We start from the raw sequence: 20957 nt of genomic DNA on the forward strand, positions 1-20957 counted from the left end.
AATGATGGCACAAGTCGTTTATAACGAATCAATCGCGCTGCAAATTGAGCAGCAAGGCGGCGTGGAACCTTACTTACTTGCGCAGCAACAAAAAGGGCTTTTACGCTTTCTCACCTGTGGCAACGTGGATGATGGGAAAAGTACATTAATCGGGCGTTTATTGCACGATACTCGCCAAATCTATGAAGATCAGCTCACAACACTGCAAAGTGATAGTAAGCGACTGGGAACGCAAGGGGAAAAGCTCGATCTTGCCTTGCTGGTAGATGGCCTTGCCGCAGAACGTGAGCAAGGGATCACCATCGATGTGGCATATCGCTATTTTTCGACAGAAAAACGCAAGTTTATCATCGCAGATACCCCCGGACATGAGCAATATACCCGCAATATGGCGACAGGTGCATCAACTTGCTCACTTTCTATTTTGTTGATCGATGCTCGAAAAGGCGTGCAAGAGCAAACGCGTCGCCACAGCTTTATTAGTACACTGCTGGGGATCCGCCATTTGATTGTTGCGGTGAATAAAATGGATCTGGTGGAATACAGTGAAGCTGTATTTAACAAAATTAAACAGGATTACCAACAGTTTGCCACTGAGTTACCTGTTGAATTAAATGTATGGTTTGTGCCGATTTCAGCCCTTGATGGTGATAATATCGTTAACCCGAGTGAGCAATTACCTTGGTACCAAGGGGAAACATTACTGTCTATTTTAGAAAATGTGCAGGTTGAGCAAAAGGCCTCCGAGCAAGCGCTGCGTTTCCCTGTGCAATATGTGAATCGACCCAATTTAGATTTTCGCGGCTACAGCGGCACATTATCGTCAGGGATTGTCCAAGTTGGGCAGGCAGTGAAAGTACTGCCATCGGGGGCAACGGCCAAGATTAAAGAGATAGTGACATTTTCAGGCCAGCAGGACTTCGCTATCCCCGGTGAAGCCATCACGTTGGTATTGGATGATGAAATCGACATTAGCCGCGGTGATTTAATAGTCGCAGAAAACGAAAACCTGCAAACCACACAACATGCGTTGATTGATGTGGTGTGGATGGCGGAACAACCCCTTGTTCAAGGCCAGCAGTTAGATATTAAAATTGCGGGAAAACGCAGCCGTGGGAAAGTCGAAAACATTCAATACCAAGTGGATGTGAATAATCTCACACAAAAAGTCACCACGGAATTACCATTGAATGGCATCGGTTTAGTGGAATTTTCCTTTGATGAACCTTTGTTGTTGGAAAACTACCAACGCAACGCTGACACAGGTGGTATGATTTTTATCGATAGGCTGACAAATGTGACGGTGGGCGCAGGGCTTGTACGAGAAGCGCAGGAGCCAGTTTTTGAGGCAGCGGGGGAATTTAGCGAGTTTGAAATTGAGCTTAACCAGCTGATCCGCCGACATTTCCCTCATTGGGGCGCTCGGGACGTACTGGGTGGAAAATAATCCAATGACTCAAGATAACAATATTGTGTGGCATCAGCACGCGGTGACTCGCCCTTTGCGGGAAAGCAATAATGGTCATAAAGGGGCTGTATTGTGGTTTACTGGGCTATCTGGGTCGGGTAAATCGACACTGGCGGGGGCGGTTGAACACCAGCTGGCTTCGATTGGCGTGAAAACTTACTTATTGGATGGTGATAATATTCGCCATGGGTTATGTCGCGATCTTGGTTTTAGTGAGGCAGACAGGCAAGAAAACATTCGTCGAGTGGGTGAAGTTGCTAAACTGATGGTAGATGCGGGGTTAGTCGTGGCAACCGCGTTTATTTCACCTTTTCAATCGGATCGACAAAGTGTTCGTGAATTATTTGAAGCAAACCAATTTTTTGAATTATACGTTGATACGCCTGTCGACGTGTGTGAACAACGTGACCCGAAAGGGTTATATCAACAAGCGCGAGAAGGTAAAATTAAGCAATTTACGGGGATTGATTCCCCTTATGAAACACCCTTAAGCCCTGAATTACGTCTCGATGGGCAGCAACCTATCTCCGATTCCCTTTCTCAGATTATTGCATTATTACTGCGCAATAATATCATTCAAATGGATTATTAATACCACTTAGCTATCATCTTAAATCCCGGTTTTTTATTTTTAGTGATAAAATAAGGTGATAGTTAAGGGTTACAAACTCGATTTATTCTGACTTTTTAATATAATTTTTTGTCACAGTAGCGCGATTCGCTGAGTTATGGGATGATTAGCACATCATTTCAGGGGGCAATATGGGTAAATTAACGCTACTATTAATCGCGATATTAGCATGGTTGCAGTATTCCTTATGGTTAGGCAAGAATGGCATACATGATTATGTCCAAGTCAAAGACGATGTTGCCGCACAGGAAATTGTTAACTCGCGCTTGAAAATGCGTAATGAACAACTATTTGCTGAAATTAATGACCTCAATGATGGTCAAGATGCAATTGAAGAACGTGCGCGTAGTGAACTCGGTATGATTAAACCGGGTGAGTCTTTCTATCGCATGGTAAAAGAAAGTAGCAACCAGAAATCAGCTCAATAATATGAATCCTAAAATAGTGCGCCCATTTGCCTGATAATTTCTGATGTAAGAACCAAATAATGACAAATCCAAGTGTTGCCCCACAAATTGTTGCACTGATCCCAGCAGCAGGTATCGGCAGTCGTATGAATGCTGATTGCCCTAAGCAGTATTTACCCGTCGCGGGCAAAACGATTATCGAACATACTATTAGTGCATTGTTAGCGAATAACACCGTCAATACGGTGGTTATTGCACTGAGCGCTGGTGATGATTATTTTCAGCAACTTGATATTGCTAAAGACCCTAGGGTTACCGTCGTCACGGGTGGAAAAGAGCGTGCAGATTCTGTTTTAGCAGGGCTTAATTACCTTACATCACAACCCGATTATCATGATTGTTGGGTACTGGTGCATGATGCGGCTAGGCCTTGTCTTCACCAACACGATCTCAACAACATTATTCAATTAGCAACGGAACAAGGTTGCTGTGGCGGTATTCTTGCCGCCCCTGTGCGTGACACCATGAAACGTAGTGTAAAAACTTCCGTATTAATCGACCATACCGTCGAACGTGAGGCACTATGGCATGCATTGACGCCCCAATTTTTTCCGTTGGAACTCTTACGGAACTGTCTAAGTAAAGCCTTGAAAGAGAACGCCGTGATCACCGATGAAGCCTCAGCACTTGAGTATTGTGGCTATCAACCTGTTCTCGTGCCAGGCCGAGCGGATAACTTAAAAGTTACGCAGCCTGAAGACCTCGCGCTGGCGGAGTTTTATCTTTCAAGAATGAATAACTAAGGAAAAATAATGAGAATCGGACACGGTTTTGACGTACACAAGTTTGGTGGCGAAGGCCCTATCGTAATTGGCGGCGTGCGTATTCCCTACGAGCAAGGTTTATTGGCTCATTCAGATGGTGATGTGGTGTTACATGCGTTAACGGATGCCATTTTAGGTGCTGCGGCACTGGGGGATATTGGTAAATTATTCCCCGATACCGACCCTGCTTTTAAAGGGGCGGACAGCCGTGTTTTATTAAGGGAAGCTTTTTGCCACGTGCGTGCTAAAGGCTATCGTATTGGTAATATTGATATCACTATTATGGCGCAAGCCCCGAAAATGCTGTCACATATTCCCCAAATGCGCGTGAATATTGCTGAAGACTTAGAATGTCATATGGATGATGTGAATGCGAAAGCGACAACAACAGAGCAATTAGGCTTTGTGGGTCGTAAAGAAGGCATTGCGTGTGCCGCCGTTGTCCTTTTAGTGAAAGATAATAGTAATGAAAGCAATGAATGTTCAGTACCTGCATGGTAAGCCTCTTTCTTCAGGGACATTAAAAAGTATTCCTGAAGATTTTATCGTGAAAGAAGACCTAGGCTTCGAGTTAGATGGCGAAGGCGAGCACGTGATGGTGCGTGTGGAAAAAACCGGTTGTAATACGCTATTTGTGGCAGAGCAACTTGCCAAATTTGCCAAAATTTCAGCCCGTGTTGTTAGCTATGCGGGTTTAAAAGATAGACATGCGGTGACGGAACAGTGGTTTTGCTTGCAAATGCCAGGCAAAGACACGCCTGATTTTTCTGCGTGGCAATTAGATGGCTGCCGTGTGCTTGCGGTGACGCGACAAAAGCGTAAATTACGTATTGGTTCCCTGAAAGGAAATCAATTTGAAATCACGTTGCGTGATATTTCAGATGCCAATGACGTTGAGCAACGTATGCAAAAAATTGCCAATTCTGGTGTGCCAAACTACTTTGGTGAGCAGCGTTTTGGGCGTGATGGGCAAAATTTGACCCAAGCTTTGCGCTGGGCTAACCAAGAAATTCAAGTTCGTGAACGCAATAAACGCAGTTTTTATCTATCAGCAGCACGTAGCGCCATGTTTAATCATGTGGCGAGCGAGCGAATTGCCCAAGGAACTCTACAGCAAGCGCTGTTAGGTGATGCCCTGCAATTAACGGGGCGCGGCAGCTGGTTTGTGGCAACACAAGAAGAGCTACCATCATTACAAAGCCGTTTGCTATCATCCGAATTGAGCGTTACAGCACCTTTACCCGGTGATGGTGAATTAGGTACACAAGATGATGTACTGGCTTTCGAAACGGCATGTTTGGCAGAATATCAAGCATTTATGCCACTGATGCAGCGCGAACGTGTTTCGTCGGCTCGCCGTGCTATTATTGCTAAACCGCAAAATTTTGTGTGGCAATGGTTAGATGATTCGACGGTAAAACTGATGTTCTTCTTGAATTCAGGCTGTTTTGCGACCAGCGTTGTACGAGAAATTATTAATCAAAATGGGCAGGATAATGTCGATGCTAAAGATTTTATTGAGTAATGACGATGGCGTAAATGCGCCAGGAATTCAAACTCTTGCGGCAGCGCTGCGCCAATATTATCATGTTCAAGTGATTGCACCTGACCGCAATCGCAGTGGTGCATCTAATGCACTGACATTAGATAGACCGCTAAAAATTCAAACATTAAGTAATGGAGACCTTTCTGTTCAAGAAGGAACTCCAACTGACTGTGTCTACATCGGCGTGAATAAAGTTGTTCGCCCACGCCCTGACATTGTCGTATCGGGGATCAACTGTGGTCCTAATTTGGGTGATGATGTGATCTATTCAGGCACCGTAGCAGCAGCAACGGAAGGACGTCACTTAGGGTTGCCGTCGATTGCTGTTTCGCTAGATGGTGAAGTTCATTATGAAACGGCGGCAAAAGTGACTTGCGACATTCTTGCCATGCTACAAAAGAACCCGTTACGTGCAGGGAATATCCTAAATATCAATGTGCCTGATATCCCATATGAAGAACTTAAGGGCATCAAAGTGACGCGTTGTGGTAGCCGTCATGCTGCGTCAGAAGTGTATAACCTTGAAGATCCTAAAGGGAATATGCTTTACTGGTTAGGGCCTGTTGGCGAAATTCGTGATGCTGGGCCGGGGACAGACTTTGAAGCAGTCCAAAATGGTTATGTTTCTATCACACCATTACAGGTCGACTTAACGGCATATAAAGCGCATACGTTAGTCGAAGAGTGGTTGGAGAAATCAGGAGTGACAGTAAAATGAAAACAGGGCTCATGAAAGAACTCTTGGCACAATTACGCCAACAGGGAATTCACGATGAGCGCCTATTGGATGCAATTTCACAGGTTCCGCGTGAACGGTTTGTGGATGAAGCGCTCTCACATAAAGCCTACGATAATATCCCGTTACCAATTGGTCACGGGCAAACTATTTCACAGCCGTATATTGTGGCAAAAATGACGGCATTACTATCGTTAACAGCCAATGATAATGTGTTGGAAATCGGCACAGGTTCGGGGTACCAAACTGCGGTGTTAGCGCACCTTGCACAGCATGTGTTTTCAGTTGAACGGGTTAAAAGTCTGCAATGGACGGCAAAGCGACGGCTGAAACAACTAGATTTGCATAATGTCTCTACACGTCATGGTGACGGCTGGGAAGGTTGGCAATCGAAAAGCCCATTTGATGCGATTATTGTTACCGCAGCACCGACAGAAATTCCGACGCTGTTGTTAGGGCAATTAAAAGATGGCGGCCGTATGGTATTACCTGTGGGGGATAAAGAACAGTCACTGAAATTAATTACTCGACGTGGTAATGACTATCACGCAAACGTTATTGAAAAAGTGCGTTTTGTTCCACTTATTGCGGGTGAGCTGCTTTAACCTATTTGCAATGGTAATTCTTCATTATAAAGACAGATTAATTTTTTATAATGATGTTAAATAAAATGCCATTGCAAAAGTTTTACTCACTCAAATAGCAGTAAAACTATTCCAAATATGATATTTTACCCATCTAAAATTGAATCAATGGCTTAAACTATTAAGTCATAATCTCAAATTGTTATCTTTTTGATATATTTAACTTGTTCACTATTTTGTATTTCTGCTTTAATAAGTGAAATATTTTATGGTAACTCTATTACTGACATAAAACTGAATTGTCGCGTCAGATTTTTCTTCACGGGAGAAGAAGCATGAAAATTGTTAGCCCTATAAGCAGAATTCGATGGGCAGTCATCTTTTCATTTAGCGGAGCGTTATTGGCTGGCTGCTCTACGCCATATCACCCAGCAGCACCTATTTCGAGTGTGAATGATAGCCAATCGCGCCAGCCAGTGGCTCAAAGGACGACGTCTACTGCGCCAAGTAATACAGGGATGAGTACGGCAATGCCGTCATCGCGCCCAAATTTATCAAGCAATACCAATAATCAACCAGTAAACCGCACGTCAGCACCAGTGAATACTAGCACTGATGGACGTATTGTTTACAATCGTGATTATGGCAGCATTCCTAAAGGCAGTTATAACGGAAATAGCTACACCGTTCAGCGTGGCGACACGTTATTTTATATCGCTTATATAACCGGTAATGATTTCCGTGAGTTAGCATCGAAAAACAATATTCCTGAGCCATACAGCTTAAATGTTGGTCAGGTTATTAATATTGGTAACACAAATGTGAACTCGAACACGCAATTGGCGTCAAATTCATCAAATAGTCACCAGCAACCGGTTGATCTTCGAACAACTAATGAGTATCCTGCAAATAGTGGTGGTCAAACTTCCGGTAAAATGTTGCCGAATAATAAGAAACCTGCAACGCAAGTTTCTACGACAACAACGGCAAATACAACTACTGCACCAACTGCTTCTACGGCAGCAAGTGGCACAAATAATTCGTCAATTAAATGGCGTTGGCCAGCAGAAGGGAAAATGATTGAAGGTTTCTCTGATGCTCAAGGCGGGAACAAAGGGGTGGATATCGCGGGTTCCCGAGGTCAGTCTGTGCTTGCTTCTGCGCCAGGAAAAGTCGTTTACGCAGGTAATGCTCTGCGCGGATATGGAAATCTAATAATTATAAAACATAACGATGACTACTTGAGTGCTTACGCACACAACGATACGTTGCTTGTGCGCGATCAACAGGATGTAACTGAAGGTCAGAAAATAGCTACGATGGGTAGTACTGGTACAAGTTCAGTTAGACTACACTTTGAAATTCGTTACAAGGGAAAATCAGTAAACCCGTTGCGTTACTTACCGCAACGATAAACTGGGCAGAGTGCTTTGACATTCTGTCCGCATTATCTAGGGTAGGAGTCACTGATGAGCCAAAGTTCGCTGAAAGTTAACGAGTTATATAATGACCTTGACGAAAGCAATTTAGACGACGCTTTTGATGAGAGTCAGTTTAAAGAAGAAGATCTGGTTTCTGAACAGGAAGAAGAAATGGATTTACTCCAGAACACGAGTCAACGTGTTCTGGATGCTACCCAAATCTATCTAAGTGAAATTGGATTTTCACCACTCCTCACCGCTGAGGAAGAAGTTTTCTATGCTAGGCGTGCACTGCGTGGCGATGTTGCTTCACGTCAGCGCATGATAGAAAGTAACCTTCGCTTAGTTGTGAAAATATCTCGCCGTTATAATAACCGAGGTCTTGCTTTACTCGATCTGATCGAAGAGGGTAATCTTGGGTTGATTCGTGCTGTTGAGAAATTTGATCCAGAAAAAGGATTCCGTTTTTCGACGTATGCGACGTGGTGGATCCGTCAAACGATCGAGCGCGCTATTATGAATCAAACCCGAACAATTCGCCTTCCAATTCATATCGTTAAAGAACTCAATATTTACCTTCGTACTGCACGTGAATTAGCCCAGAAGTTGGACCATGAGCCAAGTCCTGAAGAGATCGCTGAGCAGCTAGATAAACCTGTTGAAGACGTCAGCCGCATGTTGCGTTTAAATGAACGTATTACATCTGTTGATACGCCAATTGCAGGGGACTCAGAGAAATCTTTGCTTGAGGTATTGTCTGATGATAATGATTCAGGTCCGGAAAATACAATTCAAGACAACGACTTAAAAGATAATATTGTTAAGTGGTTATATGAATTGAACCCAAAACAGAGGGAGGTTTTAGCACGGCGTTTTGGGCTTTTAGGTTATGAGGCAGAAACTCTTGAAGAGGTTGGGCGCGAAATTGGGCTCACTCGTGAACGAGTTCGTCAGATTCAGGTGGAAGGTTTAAGGCGATTAAAAGATATTTTACATGGTGAAGAGCTGACCTTAGAGTCGCTATTCAATATGTAGAGTGTTAATGAGATAAAAGATAAATAAAAATCCCTATAAATGAAAGTTTATAGGGATTTTTTTATTGACCAGAAATCGCGCTAATTAATGGGAACACCGCTATGAAATTTAAAATCGTCATCAGGTGTTGAAATTAATTCAGCTTCAATGACTCCAAAATAATTAATCCGATCAGTAATATCTTGTTTACTAATTAACTGAGCTAACTGTAAATAGTCTTGATAGTGCCGAGCTTCTGACCGCAATAATGAAATATAGAAATTAGCCAGTTGTTCATCTAAATAAGGCGCTAATTTTGCAAACCGTTCACAAGAACGCGCTTCAATATAAGCTCCAATAATCAGTTTATCGACTAACGTTTTAGGATCATGTGGGTCAATATGGCTAAATAAGCCTTTTGCATAGCGCCCCGCCGTGATGCCATCATAAGGAATATTGCGCTCGTGCATAATTTCCAATACTTGGTAAAAATGATGCAGCTCTTCTTTGATTAGCAGTACCATTTTATCAATCAAATCTTGGCTATAAGGTGATTGCTTACGTGCCAGTATCTGTTTGGAAATTTGGTTTTTATTTCTTAAGGTGTGAACATCCCCGATCCTATCGTAAGCAAAGGCCTCATAAGGCTTAAACCACTCAAGTAATGTGGCGGCGCTGTCTTTATCCACGGCATATTTGCGGATTAAAAATAGGGCACTTTGCGCCGCTTTTAGCTCACATAATAAGTGGTCTTTAAGGATAATCGGCAAGTTTTCAGGCTGACTGGCTTTTTGCACCCATTCATCAGGGGTTTCGCACTGTAAAAATTGCCGAATTGGCGCAAGTAGCGCCGCATACTCATCCATACTAGCTATCCATATCCTTTAAACGATACAGCCAATCAAGGGCTTGGCGTGGGGTTAGTTTGTCTGGGTCAATGCCTTCTAATGCGACCAATACTGGGGATGGCTCAGCTTCTTCTGCCGTTAAGAAGCTCAGTTGTGCGCTATCCACATGGCTGGAGTTGGCATTGTTGGAGATAACTTCTAGCTCCTTTAGCTTTTGCTTTGCACGCTTAATCACGTCTTTTGGCACACCCGCTAACGAGGCAACCGCAAGACCATAACTCTTGCTCGCCGCACCTTCTTGAACATTGTGCATAAAGGCGATGGTATCACCATGCTCAATGGCATCGAGGTGGATATTCACAGCACCTTCCAGTTTTTCAGGTAAGGTTGTCAATTCAAAATAATGGGTTGCGAACAATGTCATTGCTTTGATTTTATTGACTAAGTTTTCAGCGCACGCCCATGCAAGGGACAGCCCATCATACGTTGAGGTGCCGCGACCGATTTCATCCATTAAGACTAAGCTATGTTCGGTCGCATTGTGCAAAATGTTAGCCGTTTCAGTCATTTCCACCATGAATGTTGAACGCCCAGATGCAAGGTCATCCGAGGCACCGACACGGGTAAAAATACGGTCAATCGGGCCAATAACTGCTTTGCTAGCAGGTACAAAGCTACCGATATAGGCAAGCAGAGTGATCAGTGCAGTTTGACGCATATAGGTACTTTTACCGCCCATATTTGGCCCTGTGATGATCAACAAACGGCGCTGTGGGGATAATGAAAGCGGGTTAGAGATAAACGGTTCACTGAGTACTTGCTCAACCACTGGGTGGCGGCCTTCGGTAATTTGAATACCTGTTTTTTCAGTGAGTTGTGGGCAAGCATAGCCTAGTGTTTCAGCGCGCTCAGCAAGGTTGGTTAAGACATCAAGTTCTGATAATGCCTCTGCACTGGTTTGCAGTGCAGCAAGATGTGGAAGTAGCATATCAAACAGTTCGTCATACAATGCTTTTTCGATGGCTAATGCTTTGCCTTTAGAGGTCAGAACTTTATCTTCATGCTCTTTGAGCTCAGGAATGATATAGCGCTCAGCATTTTTTAAGGTTTGGCGGCGTACATAGTGGATTGGTGTTAAGTGGCTTTGACCACGGCTGACTTGAATATAATAGCCATGAACCGCGTTATAACCCACTTTTAGGGTATCGATACCCAGTTTTTCACGTTCACGGATTTCTAAGCGGTCGAGGTAATCTGTTGCGCCATCAGCTAAAGCACGCCACTCATCGAGTTCACTATTGTAGCCTGGTGCAATCACACCACCATCACGCACTAATACAGGCGGTGCATCGATAATCGCAGTTTCCAATAAACTTTGCAGCTCATCAAATTGGCCAATTCGGCCTTGCAGCTCTGCTAAATAAGGGCTGTTGGATTGACTCAGGAGCTGATGAATATCACTATATTGTTGGAACGCATGGCGCATACGAGTTAAGTCACGTGGGCGTGCCGAACGCAGTGCAAGGCGAGCAAGAACCCGTTCTAAGTCGCCAATTTGGCGCAGAAACGGTTGTAATTCAAAACCTTGTTTCTGCAAAGCACTGATCGCTTGTTGGCGGTTATTCAATACTTGAATATTGCGCAGTGGGGTATGTAGCCAGCGTTTTAACATGCGGCTACCCATTGGCGTTACGCACATGTCTAAAATAGACGCGAGCGTATTTTCAGTGCCACCTGCGAGGTTTTGGGTGATTTCTAGATTACGGCGCGTTGCGGCATCCAAAATGACATTATCATTTTGTTTTTCCATCACAATACTGCGAATATGCGGCAATGAAGTGCGTTGGGTATCTTTGACATATTGCAGTAAACAACCCGCGGCGCGCAGGGCTTTATGGGCATTTTCTACACCAAAACCGATTAAATCTTTAGTGCCAAATTGCAAGCCAAGCTGTTGTTTTGCCGTATCTAGTTCATATTCCCACAATGGGCGGCGGCGTAAGCCTTTATTGTGTTCAATCAGTGACATACTGGCGAAATCTTCAGGGTACAGAAGCTCCGCAGGGCGGGTGCGTTGTAATTCGGCTTGTAGGGCTTCTTCATCTGAAATTTCGCTGATAATAAAACGGCCCGACGTGATGTCTAATGTGGCAAAGCCATAGCCTTGAGCATCTTGCCAGACAGCGGCGAGTAGGTTGTCTTGGCGTTCGTTTAGCAATGCTTCATCAGTGATGGTGCCCGGCGTGACAATGCGTACCACTTGGCGCTCAACGGGACCTTTGCTGGTCGCAGGGTCACCAATTTGCTCGCAGATTGCGACAGATTCACCCATTTGTACGAGTTTAGCGAGGTAGCCCTCGGCTGCATGGTGCGGCACACCCGCCATTGGAATAGGCTGCCCCGCTGATTGCCCGCGTTTTGTTAAGGATATATCCAGTAATTGCGAGGCTTTTTTAGCATCATCGAAGAAGAGTTCGTAAAAATCCCCCATACGGTAAAACAGCAGTATGTCTGAATGTTGTGCTTTTAGTTTTAAATACTGTTGCATCATGGGTGTGTGGGATTCGAAGCTTTGCGTATCAGTCATAGTATTGTCTATTCTAACGTATTGAGTTAACGAAGTTCTGTGAGCGAGTTTAACGTTCACTTAAGGGTACAAAATACCACAGATCCCATCAAATGAGAGTAGGCAAACGTGTTACGCATGGATTTCCCTATGGTATTACGCCAAGGTGATAGAGGGCAACTTGAGTTTGGTGATAAAGTGTCTGAAATATTGATGAGAAGAGAAAAAGAAGTTGATGACTAAGAGTGAAATCTATGTGGAAATGTTATTTTGGGTGTTACCTCATCTCAGAAATATGCAAACTCAAGATAGCAAGTTCAGGCTAGAAGATATGTCCTGCTATTACGAATCTGAATTGGTTCATAATCTGCCAAATAAATTATTGAATGACGCGTTTACCACGAATGATATTGCATTTTTAAACAATCAAGCTAAGTATTACCACGATAAATGTAATACGAGTATCAGCATTCTTTATAATAGCAATTTAGCCTTGATTAAAAAGCTGTTTGAGCTTGTTCCAAATGAATTGAAACCACAACTTGAATGGATGGGACCATTGTGAGTAAAACTGAGAGGTTAAAAGGCACTGCTCATTTGAAAGGAATTGTTTACCTGATTTAGCAATTAGTTTTGTTTTTATTCCATGTAGACATGTGCCATGATGGCGGATGTTAGTCATCGCAAATACTTGGCTGAAGCATTCGATCGAGTACTTTTGTAGGAAACAATGATTGAGTAGTACGCTCACCTATATACGACTGGGGTTGTTAAACATGCTGTAACTCCCTCATTTGCTTGCACGATTAAATATAACATTCTGTCACCAGCAACTATCCCAAAAGCTTGTATCCCGTGCACTGGGATACTCCTTAGCGCCTAATTATAAACCGGAGAAACCATGGCTAATCCCTACCGCGAACTTATCACAACCCCCGGTGTCATGGGGTTAGTCATCGCGAGTTCCATTGCTCGCCTGCCGCAGGCAATGTTCGGCATCGGCATCATTACTATGTTAGTGCAACAGACGGGTCTTTATTGGCTGGCTGGTTCGGTCGCTGGGACCTTTACCTTGGCGAATGCAATTGTCGGTCCGCAAGTCTCGAAACTTGTTGATCAGCATGGCCAGAGCCGGATTCTCCCCTTTGTGACTGCCTTTAGTATTGGTATGTTGCTGGCACTGATAATTGCTGTTTATATGAGTGCTCCGACTCCACTACTTTTTATTCTTGCTGCACTGTCGGGCACGATGCCAAGCATGCCTGCTATGATAAGAGCACGCTGGACACAGCTTTTTCGCGGCAAGCCGCAATTACACACGGCCTTCTCTTTGGATACAGTTCTCACTGAACTCGCGTTTATAATCGGCCCACCACTCGCCATTGGCCTGAGTACCAGTTTTTTCGCTGAGGCTGGACCTCTTGTTGCCGTATTGCTACTGATCACTGGCGTGACAGCATTTCTTCTACAACGAGAGACAGAACCGAAGGTCGTCGTAGGCGTCAAGAGGAACACAAGTTCGACCTTGCTTATCCCTGGCGTTCGTACCATTGTTCTGGCATTACTGGCAATGGGCGTCATTGGCGGCTCCATTGATGTTGCTGTGGTTGCCTTTGCCAACGCACAAGGTTCGCCAGCATCTGCCAGTTTTATCTTAGCTGCCTATGCGCTAGGCTCAATGATTGCGGGCCTGACATTTGGTGCATTAAGGATTTCCTTATCCATTGAAAAGCAGTTCTTCGTGGGGGTACTGGTAACTTCCATAACAGCTGTATTGCCTATTTTCTCACCGAATGTCTATATCCTTTCCATGATGCTCTTTGTGGCAGGTATGTCATTTGCACCAACGATGGTCGTTGTTATGAATCTCGGTGCGATCATTGTTCCGCCGTCTAGGCTCACCGAAGGACTCACTTGGATGACGACGGGTATCAGCATCGGTGTAGCGCTCGGGAGTGTCCTCGCGGGTATGGTCATCGACGTCTATGGTGCACGGTCAGGGTTCAGTGTCGCCATTATTTCGGGATTGGTCATGGTGGTTATCGTGCTTTTGGGACTACGTACACTTCGTGCCACGTCAGCGGTTGGCGCCGAACCTACCTTCCAGTAATTGCCCGATCAGGCCGCTCAGGGGCATGCACCCAATCATTAGATTGATTTTTATACACATACATATAAATTGAGGTAACTATCCAAACAGAAATAGATATCTTGCTCAGGAAAGAATAACGTGTATGCAGATACCAATGCTCCACACAGAACGCTTGCTATTGAAGCCATTAGTAGCTGAAGATGCCTCACAAATTCAGACTCTTTATCCACGTTGGGAAATAGTTCGTTATATGGTTTCTTCAGTGCCATGGCCCTATCCTGAGAATGGTGCAGAGAATTATGTCAATAATGTTGCCCTACCTGATATGGAAAAAGGGCTTGCTTGGTTCTGGACTATCAGACATCGAGAGACAACTAACGAGCTCATGGGTTTGATCTGCTTGTATGACGTTGAAGATAATAACCGAGGGTTTTGGCTAGCCCCTGAATACCAAGGACAGGGTTTTATGCGTGAGGCCTGTAATAAGGCTACGGATTACTGGTTTAATTCATTAAATAAAACTGTGTTGCGTGCGCCGAAAGCTGCTTTAAATACTCGCTCTAAACAAATTTCACAAAGTAGCGGTATGCGGCTCATCAGGACTGAAAAGAAAGAGTATGTCAGCGGCCTTCTAGACTCGGAACTTTGGGAAATCACACGCGACGAATGGAATGCTCATCAGCGTTAGCTGATATAAGTTATATAATGTCAACTTTTCGCCCAAAGCAGGCGGAAATGAAACGACGTTGTGTTATCAAATCTTTAACTAGAAAAGTGATCGATGTTGTCATAGAAAATACCGATGCATAAAATGTACTATCGTCAGTTTGAGTGAGGCTACCATGAAAAAGAATGAATTAATTCAAGCAATAAAACCAACACGTATTCAAATTATTTGTGCAGTGACAACGTCTACAGCGATTGAAACAGGGCAGGAACCCCGTCGTCTCGCGGAAGAGCTGAAAGCGAAACGTGAAAAGTTTGGGCATTTGAAATTAGCAATTTAATTTGTTTTTAAAGCTTCATTAACCCAATATTTCATTGGTTCATAGTTAAGAGGTTGCAAGCCATTTTGTACTGCCATCAAGTAGGCGCGATAATAGCCTATTTTTCTCTATTTAGCCTTGATTAAAAAGCTGTTTGAGCTTGTTCCAAATGACTTAAAACCACAACTTGAATGGACGAGACTATTGTGAGTAAAACCGAGAGGTGAGTAATATGGCGTTTATCGATCTCCCTGATGAAATTGATTTTTTAAGCTTTTTTGAAAGTGAGCCTATTCATCGAGATATTGAAGATGCTGTGACATTTGGCTATGAATTCAAACAGGGGAATATTCGTCTATTATTCTACTTTACGGCCTATGAAGGCTGTGTCTCCTTGATATTAAAGCAAGAAGATACGGACTTGCTTTCATTATCTTTGAGTGAAATAACAAGAATTTCAATTACTGAGGATGAGCGTGCATTGATTATTTGGCCAAAAGCAAATAGTGCCGAAAATAATTATTATGTGCAAGTTAGGCCTACAATCCTAATTAACAATAAAGGATATGCTGGATAATAATGTCTGTATTGTTGATTTTGTGAAAAAACGCCCCTTAATTTAAGAGGCGTTTTTTTAGTTATTGTATCGATTTTTTCAGCTTTTCAACTTGTTCGGCGGTAATGGGCTTGCCTTGGCCACCCCATTCGGCACGTGCCCATGAAAGCAAATCAGCGATTTCTTGTGGGTCTAAATCGTCAGCAAAACTTGGCATGGCGTACATGCGTTGCCCATTAGGGAATGTGGTCGTCGGGATACCCGTTAACACAACGCTGATAAAGGTTTCAGGGCTGTCCATCGCTAAAATGGCATTGCCTTTGAGAGCGGGAATGCCATTCGGCACACCTTCACCTGTAATACCGTGGCAGCCTGCGCAAGTGGACATGTACATCAAGCGACCCGTTTCCATCGTTGCGCCAATATCCGCAATGGGTTGAGAATTGGTTTCAGGTAATGGCGCGGGTGGTGCTTTGGCACCTAACACCTTTCCTTGTTTATCCGTCATCAAATAAATCGCCATGTCGTCTACATCGCTTTTCTTCATTTGGCTGGTGGAAAAATGTGTCACGGTGCTCATATCGGCAAACGCAGAGCCTTGAGGAGCATTGCCTGTCAGTAAAAATTGACTCAAAGATGCAGTGTCATAGCCATGTTTAGATAGCGCTTGTGCGGTGATATCTGGGATTGCAAGACCCGCTTCTTCACCCCCTTGTAATGAGCGAGAAAATTCGACGCCCATCATCAGGTTACGTGGTGAATGGCAGGCACCGCAGTGGGCGAGACCTTCCACAATATACGCACCTCGGTTCCATTGCTCAGACCGCAGTGGGTCGTGTGGGGCATTTTGTTTCGGGAAATTAAGCAGCGTCCAAAAGTTCATAAATGGGCGAACAGGTAAAACAAATACGCCTGTATTCTCTTTGTTGGGCACGGCCATTGGCGGCAAGGTCATCACATACGCATACAGCGCATCAATATCTTCTGAAGTTGTCATATGGGTGAAAACAAACGGCATGGCAGGGTAGAGGTTGCCCCTCTCTTTTCCAATACCATCTTTAAGCGCGCGATGAAAATCGGCACGCGTGTAGTTACCGATACCGAATTGTTTATCAGGGGTGATATTGGTGGAGTAAATGGTACCAAAAGGTGTCCCGATAGCACGTCCGCCCGCAGCAAGTGGCCCTTCGGGTAATGAGTGGCAGCCAAAGCAATCCCCAGCAGTCGCTAGCTCTTGCCCTCGAGGTATTAACCTTGCCACTTCCTCTGAGGTAAGTGGTTTATCTAAGTCAGGGCCAATACTGGAGGTACGAAATGCACCAAACAGGATTGCCAGCATCAGCGCTAGAAAGAGTACGATGATGATATAGAACGTTTTACGTATGGAGCGAGATTTAGCCATCGTCGTTCTCCCTAATCAATCACGCAGCCAGGAGTGTCGAGGGCGACTTTTCTCACGGCTTCGTAGTAACGCACATATCCAGTGCAGCGGCAAATATGTTCATTTAGTGCCTCTTCAATGGCCTGTTCAAGGTCAACTCGTTTAACTGGGTTTTTCTTGAGTTTATCGAGAAATACGGTAGCCCCTGTCACAAAACCCGGTGCACAGTAGCCGCATTGGAACGAGAAATTTTCGATAAAGGCTTGTTGGATCGGGGTTAATTCAATAACTTTGCCTTGCTCATCCAGCTTTGCTTGCCCTTCGATAGTGACAATATTTTTGTTATTAAAATAATGCGCACCAAAAATACATGTGCGGCTTTCAACAGTGGTGCCATCGGGCTGAATCTCCATGATGGTGCAGGCATGGCAAATGCCTTGCCCACAACCAAAGTGAGTCCCTGTCAGGTCGAGGTATTCATGGAGAAACTCAATCATTGGCATCCCAACAGGGACGTCGATAGGGCCTATTTTTTGACCATTGATAGTCAGAGTTAATGGCTTGCGCTCAATAATCGGAACGGCATTGGTGATATTCATGAGAGGGCCTTTTTAATTTTATCTACCGTAATTGGGAATTCATAAAAACGTTTCCCCGTCGCGTGGGTGAGTGCGTTGCTGGTGGCGGGTAGAATAGGGATCATCCCCAGTTCTGCCATGCCTTTTGGCGGCGAAGTTTCAGACAGCGGTGGCAAATAATCGATAGTTTGTTGCCAAACCGCCACGTCTTTTGCACGAGGTAAAACATAACGGTTAAAGTTCCACGTGCCGTTACCCGGGCCATCTTCATACAACGGAAGTTCTTCCATCAGTGCATGCCCAATCCCCATTGCTGTACCACCTTGAATTTGCCCAGAAACTAGCTCTGGGACTATCATGGTACCGGGGTCCATAATCATATGATGGCGCATTACATCCACTTCCCCCGTCATGGTGTTGACGTTGAGCTCAACCAAGCAACACGCAGGAGTGACCGTTGTTGGGTCTGCTTTCGCACGCTGAGTCGGCGGGTAGTACGCCATTTTACGTTTAATAAAGTGGTAACCGCCCGTTGTCATTTGTTTCTTCAATTCATTTGGCGCACCATCACCGTAGCGAATGGATATGGCATCAAGAGGCAGGTTTTTTAGCCCTACAGTTGGAATATCAAAGTCTGCACGAGCCCATTGCCAACTAGAATAACCATGTACCGCAATCCCTGTGATTAACCCCATTTCATGGGCGCGTTTAGCTAAAATATTGAAGGGAATGGGTTTCATACCACCGCCGCCAATCCCCTCAGGGCCCACACGAATATCTGAAAACTCAACATTTAAGCCATTAAATGCACCGCCTCCGGGGCCTTCGCTCCAAATGCTTTTTGCCGCAGGCCATAAGGTATTTTCCAGTAAAAAATGACCCGCTTGGCGCGTTCCGAAACCGATGTAGTAGACGCCACTGGATGAGCTCATATCTGGGATCAAGGCGGGGGTCCAATACGGGTCGCTTTTAGCGAGTTCGTCTTGCTTTTTCTGATCGGCCCAACTGGTTTTTAACGGCAATTCCGCAAACTCGGTGACGCCAAATTCCACCACATCAGGGGCTTTGCTGAGGGCTTGCCACACCATCACTTGTTGGGCGGTAGTTCCCCCTGTACCGATTTCTTGCATACAGTGGCGCATGGTCAGTTTGCCACCTGCGTCAAATTCAAGGGAAAGGATGGTGGGAACACCACTAGAGCCATACACTTGTTGAACTTGTGCAAAGCCAACGCCATACAATTTTCCGGGGTTTTTGGCGTCATATTCCGTTTTATTTTTCTCACGTTCGACCCAAATCGGGTGTTTTTCGGCAAGGTTTAGCATTTCCACATTGCGCGGGTCACCAGCAATCACGCCCCCTTGGGTATTCGGGTAACCTTCTAAAATAGCGTTACGGCGACGTAACTCTATTGGGTCGATATTCAGGTTATGGGCGATTTCGTCCACCATCAATTCGGTCACCGCCATAGATTGCAGCGAACCAAAGCCCCGCATTGAACCTGCCTCAACCGCTGGTGTTGCCATAGCGAGTGCGGTTAAATCGGATTTTGGAAAATAATAAATCGACTGTGCGCCACGAACCGCAACGTGAGAAACCGCAACGGATAAGTTTTCACGCCCTCCGCCATTGCAGTTATACGTACCTTTTAATACATCGAATTTACCGGTTTTTTTATCGCCAATGATGGTCACGTCCATTTCAATAGAATGGCGCTTCATACCCATTTGGAACTGTTCATAACGGTCATTTGCCATGCGAACAGGCAGGCCGTTTGCGTAAAAACTGGCGACTAAGGCATAGAATGGAAAAACCGAATAATCCTTTGAACCATAACCCACCGTTGAGCCTGTTAATAAAACAATAGTTTCAACAGTAAAGTGTTGGTTATTTTTGGATAATTCTGCCGCAGCATTGACCACGCCAGCAGGGGATTGTGTGGCAGTCAAAATATGCAGGGTTTTAGTTTCGGCATCATACCATGTGTTGCAGTTATCCGGCTCCATGGCGCAAGGGTCGATGGATTGGGAAAAGCCGTGGCGTTCAAGCACAAATTTGTCTGGATTTTGGCGTGCGGCGGCAATTTCTTGTTCAATTTCCCGTGCATAATCCATGGCTCTTTCTTGTTTATCAGGTCGTTGCTCAGCTTGGTGAAGGGCTTGAATAAAGCCACCGCCACGATCTTTGCGGATAACAGGGGGAACCGTAATGGCATGTTTGGGGTCATAAGGGGGCCAAACAGGCGTATTGCCATCAAAACCCCCTTTGATCCCTGAATCTTGGTAAGGGGAGAAAATTGACGGAGAAAGCGGAGTTTCTCCCCCAATTCGCACATAGCGAGCTGCACCATAGTTTGCTGGTGGCTTAGGGCCTGTGACTGCGCCATATTTCACCGTATTCGTTGCAAAGCGCAACATACGCTGCGCCGCACTGTATTTATCAAAGTCTTGGTAAATCAAAATGGCGACAGGGTGACCAATAATGGGTGCTGTTTCTCCTAGAGGAACTAGCACATTGGTACCATAGAACCCTTTGCCCATGCTTGTGTCTTGGGGAATATTTAGGCCATCACGGATCAAGTCTTCTTGCAATACGACTCTGTCAGGCTGTAAGTTTGGCCCTAACATAGAAATATCAATGCCTTCGAACGTTTTCTCTGCGTCCGTAGCTTTTAACATAAAAGCATAGCTTTGTTTTTTCGGCCAGCCGGGAATGTCTTTGGCACGGTAGTCGCGGGCGAAATTTTTTCTACCTGTGACTTTTTCGACGCCATCCCAACGAAAGCGCGCTTTACCATTTTGCCCAATCCAGTCGGTTTTCGGTGAATCAGAGTCCAACTCAACGGCAAGGGCAAAAGGGAGTTTACCTACCATGACGGTAATGCCTGCGATGGTGCCCAATTTAATAAAATTACGTCTAGAAATATGTCCCGTCATTATGTACTCCCAAATTTTATTATTAGGGGGATTTGCATTAGAGGTAGTAATAAATAATGTGTTTGCATCATTAAATGTAAGATTATTTTATGACAAATAAAATAAGTCATATTTAGATAATTAATGTGCGATTACTCAATAAGTTACATAAATAGTATGGGTATCTATAAAGGGTTATGGGAAGTGAGTAAAGGGTTTTATACAAGAAAGTGAATAATCTTGGTAGAGTCATCTTTATTAGATAATTTTAACGAAAACCACTACCTAAAATGATTGTTTTAATTAATGGGATGAAATGATTTTAATTATTTAAAAACAAAATCAATATGTAATTAAATATATAACGATTATATTTTAGATTTATTATTGATTAATTTAAATGG

The 20957-nt window shown here is 44.4% G+C and carries 20 protein-coding genes; 15 read left to right on the plus strand and 5 right to left on the minus strand.

The features are described from left to right. Nucleotide 1 precedes the first annotated feature (1 nt). The 10 genes from cysN to rpoS all read left to right on the plus strand — a co-directional run bounded on the left by cysN (nt 2) and on the right by rpoS (nt 8652). Entirely contained in the window at nt 2-1447 is a 1446-nt protein-coding gene (cysN, locus tag ABWP91_RS02660; RefSeq protein WP_502935785.1) for a sulfate adenylyltransferase subunit CysN, read from the plus strand. Between the two features lie 4 nt (nt 1448-1451). Beyond that, nucleotides 1452-2060, plus strand: a complete 609-nt coding sequence (gene cysC / locus ABWP91_RS02665) for an adenylyl-sulfate kinase (protein ID WP_353241903.1) — start codon at nt 1452-1454, stop codon at nt 2058-2060. Between the two features lie 170 nt (nt 2061-2230). After that, a complete protein-coding gene (gene ftsB / locus ABWP91_RS02670) occupies nt 2231-2527 on the plus strand; it encodes a cell division protein FtsB (protein ID WP_047757167.1) in 297 nt (98 codons plus the stop codon). 59 nt (nt 2528-2586) lie between these two features. After that, complete coding sequence (gene ispD / locus ABWP91_RS02675; protein WP_353241904.1) at nt 2587-3309, plus strand: 2-C-methyl-D-erythritol 4-phosphate cytidylyltransferase; 723 nt, start codon at nt 2587-2589, stop codon at nt 3307-3309. A gap of 9 nt (nt 3310-3318) precedes the next feature. Next, entirely contained in the window at nt 3319-3831 is a 513-nt protein-coding gene (gene ispF / locus ABWP91_RS02680; protein WP_353241905.1) for a 2-C-methyl-D-erythritol 2,4-cyclodiphosphate synthase, read from the plus strand. Continuing rightward, nucleotides 3797-4855: a tRNA pseudouridine(13) synthase TruD gene (gene truD, locus ABWP91_RS02685; protein WP_353241906.1), complete on the plus strand. Its 1059-nt coding sequence runs from the start codon at nt 3797-3799 to the stop codon at nt 4853-4855. Before ispF ends, truD begins: the two co-directional genes overlap by 35 nt. Continuing rightward, nucleotides 4833-5594 (plus strand): 5'/3'-nucleotidase SurE, encoded by a 762-nt coding sequence (surE, locus tag ABWP91_RS02690; RefSeq protein ID WP_219246040.1) that lies wholly within the window; start codon nt 4833-4835, stop codon nt 5592-5594. The genes truD and surE overlap by 23 nt, the downstream gene beginning before the upstream one ends. Next, a complete protein-coding gene (locus tag ABWP91_RS02695) occupies nt 5591-6217 on the plus strand; it encodes a protein-L-isoaspartate(D-aspartate) O-methyltransferase (RefSeq protein ID WP_353241907.1) in 627 nt (208 codons plus the stop codon). The genes surE and ABWP91_RS02695 overlap by 4 nt, the downstream gene beginning before the upstream one ends. A gap of 314 nt (nt 6218-6531) precedes the next feature. Continuing rightward, entirely contained in the window at nt 6532-7611 is a 1080-nt protein-coding gene (nlpD, locus tag ABWP91_RS02700) for a murein hydrolase activator NlpD (protein ID WP_353241908.1), read from the plus strand. A gap of 54 nt (nt 7612-7665) precedes the next feature. Continuing rightward, nucleotides 7666-8652 carry an RNA polymerase sigma factor RpoS gene (gene rpoS, locus ABWP91_RS02705; protein ID WP_273805090.1) on the plus strand — a complete coding sequence of 329 codons (987 nt, stop codon included), beginning with the start codon at nt 7666-7668 and terminating at the stop codon, nt 8650-8652. Nucleotides 8653-8732: 80 nt separating this feature from the next. Here the strand turns inward: rpoS and miaE are convergent, their stop codons facing one another. Together miaE and mutS are read right to left on the minus strand one after the other, a co-directional pair. Beyond that, nucleotides 8733-9497: a tRNA isopentenyl-2-thiomethyl-A-37 hydroxylase MiaE gene (gene miaE / locus ABWP91_RS02710; protein WP_353241909.1), complete on the minus strand. Its 765-nt coding sequence runs from the start codon at nt 9495-9497 to the stop codon at nt 8733-8735. 1 nt (nt 9498) lies between these two features. Then, nucleotides 9499-12066, minus strand: a complete 2568-nt coding sequence (mutS, locus tag ABWP91_RS02715) for a DNA mismatch repair protein MutS (RefSeq protein ID WP_353241910.1) — start codon at nt 12064-12066, stop codon at nt 9499-9501. Nucleotides 12067-12280: 214 nt separating this feature from the next. Here mutS and ABWP91_RS02720 point away from each other — a divergent pair, with 214 nt between their 5' ends. From ABWP91_RS02720 to ABWP91_RS02740, 5 genes are all read left to right on the plus strand, one after another. After that, nucleotides 12281-12610: a zinc ABC transporter substrate-binding protein gene (locus ABWP91_RS02720; protein ID WP_353241911.1), complete on the plus strand. Its 330-nt coding sequence runs from the start codon at nt 12281-12283 to the stop codon at nt 12608-12610. A 960-nt stretch (nt 12611-13570) separates the two neighbouring features. Beyond that, a complete protein-coding gene (locus tag ABWP91_RS02725; protein ID WP_353241912.1) occupies nt 13571-14155 on the plus strand; it encodes an MFS transporter in 585 nt (194 codons plus the stop codon). A 124-nt stretch (nt 14156-14279) separates the two neighbouring features. After that, nucleotides 14280-14825, plus strand: a complete 546-nt coding sequence (locus ABWP91_RS02730; protein WP_353241913.1) for a GNAT family N-acetyltransferase — start codon at nt 14280-14282, stop codon at nt 14823-14825. A gap of 154 nt (nt 14826-14979) precedes the next feature. Further along, nucleotides 14980-15144, plus strand: a complete 165-nt coding sequence (locus ABWP91_RS02735; RefSeq protein ID WP_353241914.1) for a hypothetical protein — start codon at nt 14980-14982, stop codon at nt 15142-15144. Between the two features lie 211 nt (nt 15145-15355). Next, nucleotides 15356-15700 (plus strand): hypothetical protein, encoded by a 345-nt coding sequence (locus tag ABWP91_RS02740; protein ID WP_353241915.1) that lies wholly within the window; start codon nt 15356-15358, stop codon nt 15698-15700. Between the two features lie 61 nt (nt 15701-15761). On the opposite strand, the gene ABWP91_RS02745 is transcribed toward ABWP91_RS02740, so the two are convergent. Genes ABWP91_RS02745 through ABWP91_RS02755 form a run of 3 tightly spaced genes read right to left on the minus strand, consistent with a single transcriptional unit; the run spans nt 15762 to nt 20574 of the window. Further along, on the minus strand, nt 15762-17081 hold the full coding sequence (locus ABWP91_RS02745; RefSeq protein WP_353241916.1) for a cytochrome c: 1320 nt from the start codon (nt 17079-17081) through the stop codon (nt 15762-15764). 11 nt (nt 17082-17092) lie between these two features. Further along, nucleotides 17093-17659 carry a (2Fe-2S)-binding protein gene (locus ABWP91_RS02750; protein ID WP_353241917.1) on the minus strand — a complete coding sequence of 189 codons (567 nt, stop codon included), beginning with the start codon at nt 17657-17659 and terminating at the stop codon, nt 17093-17095. After that, entirely contained in the window at nt 17656-20574 is a 2919-nt protein-coding gene (locus ABWP91_RS02755) for a xanthine dehydrogenase family protein molybdopterin-binding subunit (RefSeq protein WP_353241918.1), read from the minus strand. Before ABWP91_RS02755 ends, ABWP91_RS02750 begins: the two co-directional genes overlap by 4 nt. Between the last annotated feature and the right edge of the window lie 383 nt (nt 20575-20957).

It is taken from the genome of Providencia sp., from assembly GCF_040396775.1.
GTDB lineage: Bacteria > Pseudomonadota > Gammaproteobacteria > Enterobacterales > Enterobacteriaceae > Providencia.

Coding starts and splice junctions, on each gene's coding strand:
- cysN (WP_502935785.1), top strand. CDS start 2: ATGATGGCACAAGTCGTTTATAACGAATCAATCGCGCTGCAAATTGAG.
- cysC (WP_353241903.1), top strand. CDS start 1,452: ATGACTCAAGATAACAATATTGTGTGGCATCAGCACGCGGTGACTCGC.
- ftsB (WP_047757167.1), top strand. CDS start 2,231: ATGGGTAAATTAACGCTACTATTAATCGCGATATTAGCATGGTTGCAG.
- ispD (WP_353241904.1), top strand. CDS start 2,587: ATGACAAATCCAAGTGTTGCCCCACAAATTGTTGCACTGATCCCAGCA.
- ispF (WP_353241905.1), top strand. CDS start 3,319: ATGAGAATCGGACACGGTTTTGACGTACACAAGTTTGGTGGCGAAGGC.
- truD (WP_353241906.1), top strand. CDS start 3,797: ATGAAAGCAATGAATGTTCAGTACCTGCATGGTAAGCCTCTTTCTTCA.
- surE (WP_219246040.1), top strand. CDS start 4,833: ATGCTAAAGATTTTATTGAGTAATGACGATGGCGTAAATGCGCCAGGA.
- ABWP91_RS02695 (WP_353241907.1), top strand. CDS start 5,591: ATGAAAACAGGGCTCATGAAAGAACTCTTGGCACAATTACGCCAACAG.
- nlpD (WP_353241908.1), top strand. CDS start 6,532: ATGAAAATTGTTAGCCCTATAAGCAGAATTCGATGGGCAGTCATCTTT.
- rpoS (WP_273805090.1), top strand. CDS start 7,666: ATGAGCCAAAGTTCGCTGAAAGTTAACGAGTTATATAATGACCTTGAC.
- miaE (WP_353241909.1), bottom strand. CDS start 9,497: ATGGATGAGTATGCGGCGCTACTTGCGCCAATTCGGCAATTTTTACAG.
- mutS (WP_353241910.1), bottom strand. CDS start 12,066: ATGACTGATACGCAAAGCTTCGAATCCCACACACCCATGATGCAACAG.
- ABWP91_RS02720 (WP_353241911.1), top strand. CDS start 12,281: ATGACTAAGAGTGAAATCTATGTGGAAATGTTATTTTGGGTGTTACCT.
- ABWP91_RS02730 (WP_353241913.1), top strand. CDS start 14,280: ATGCAGATACCAATGCTCCACACAGAACGCTTGCTATTGAAGCCATTA.
- ABWP91_RS02735 (WP_353241914.1), top strand. CDS start 14,980: ATGAAAAAGAATGAATTAATTCAAGCAATAAAACCAACACGTATTCAA.
- ABWP91_RS02740 (WP_353241915.1), top strand. CDS start 15,356: ATGGCGTTTATCGATCTCCCTGATGAAATTGATTTTTTAAGCTTTTTT.
- ABWP91_RS02745 (WP_353241916.1), bottom strand. CDS start 17,081: ATGGCTAAATCTCGCTCCATACGTAAAACGTTCTATATCATCATCGTA.
- ABWP91_RS02750 (WP_353241917.1), bottom strand. CDS start 17,659: ATGAATATCACCAATGCCGTTCCGATTATTGAGCGCAAGCCATTAACT.
- ABWP91_RS02755 (WP_353241918.1), bottom strand. CDS start 20,574: ATGACGGGACATATTTCTAGACGTAATTTTATTAAATTGGGCACCATC.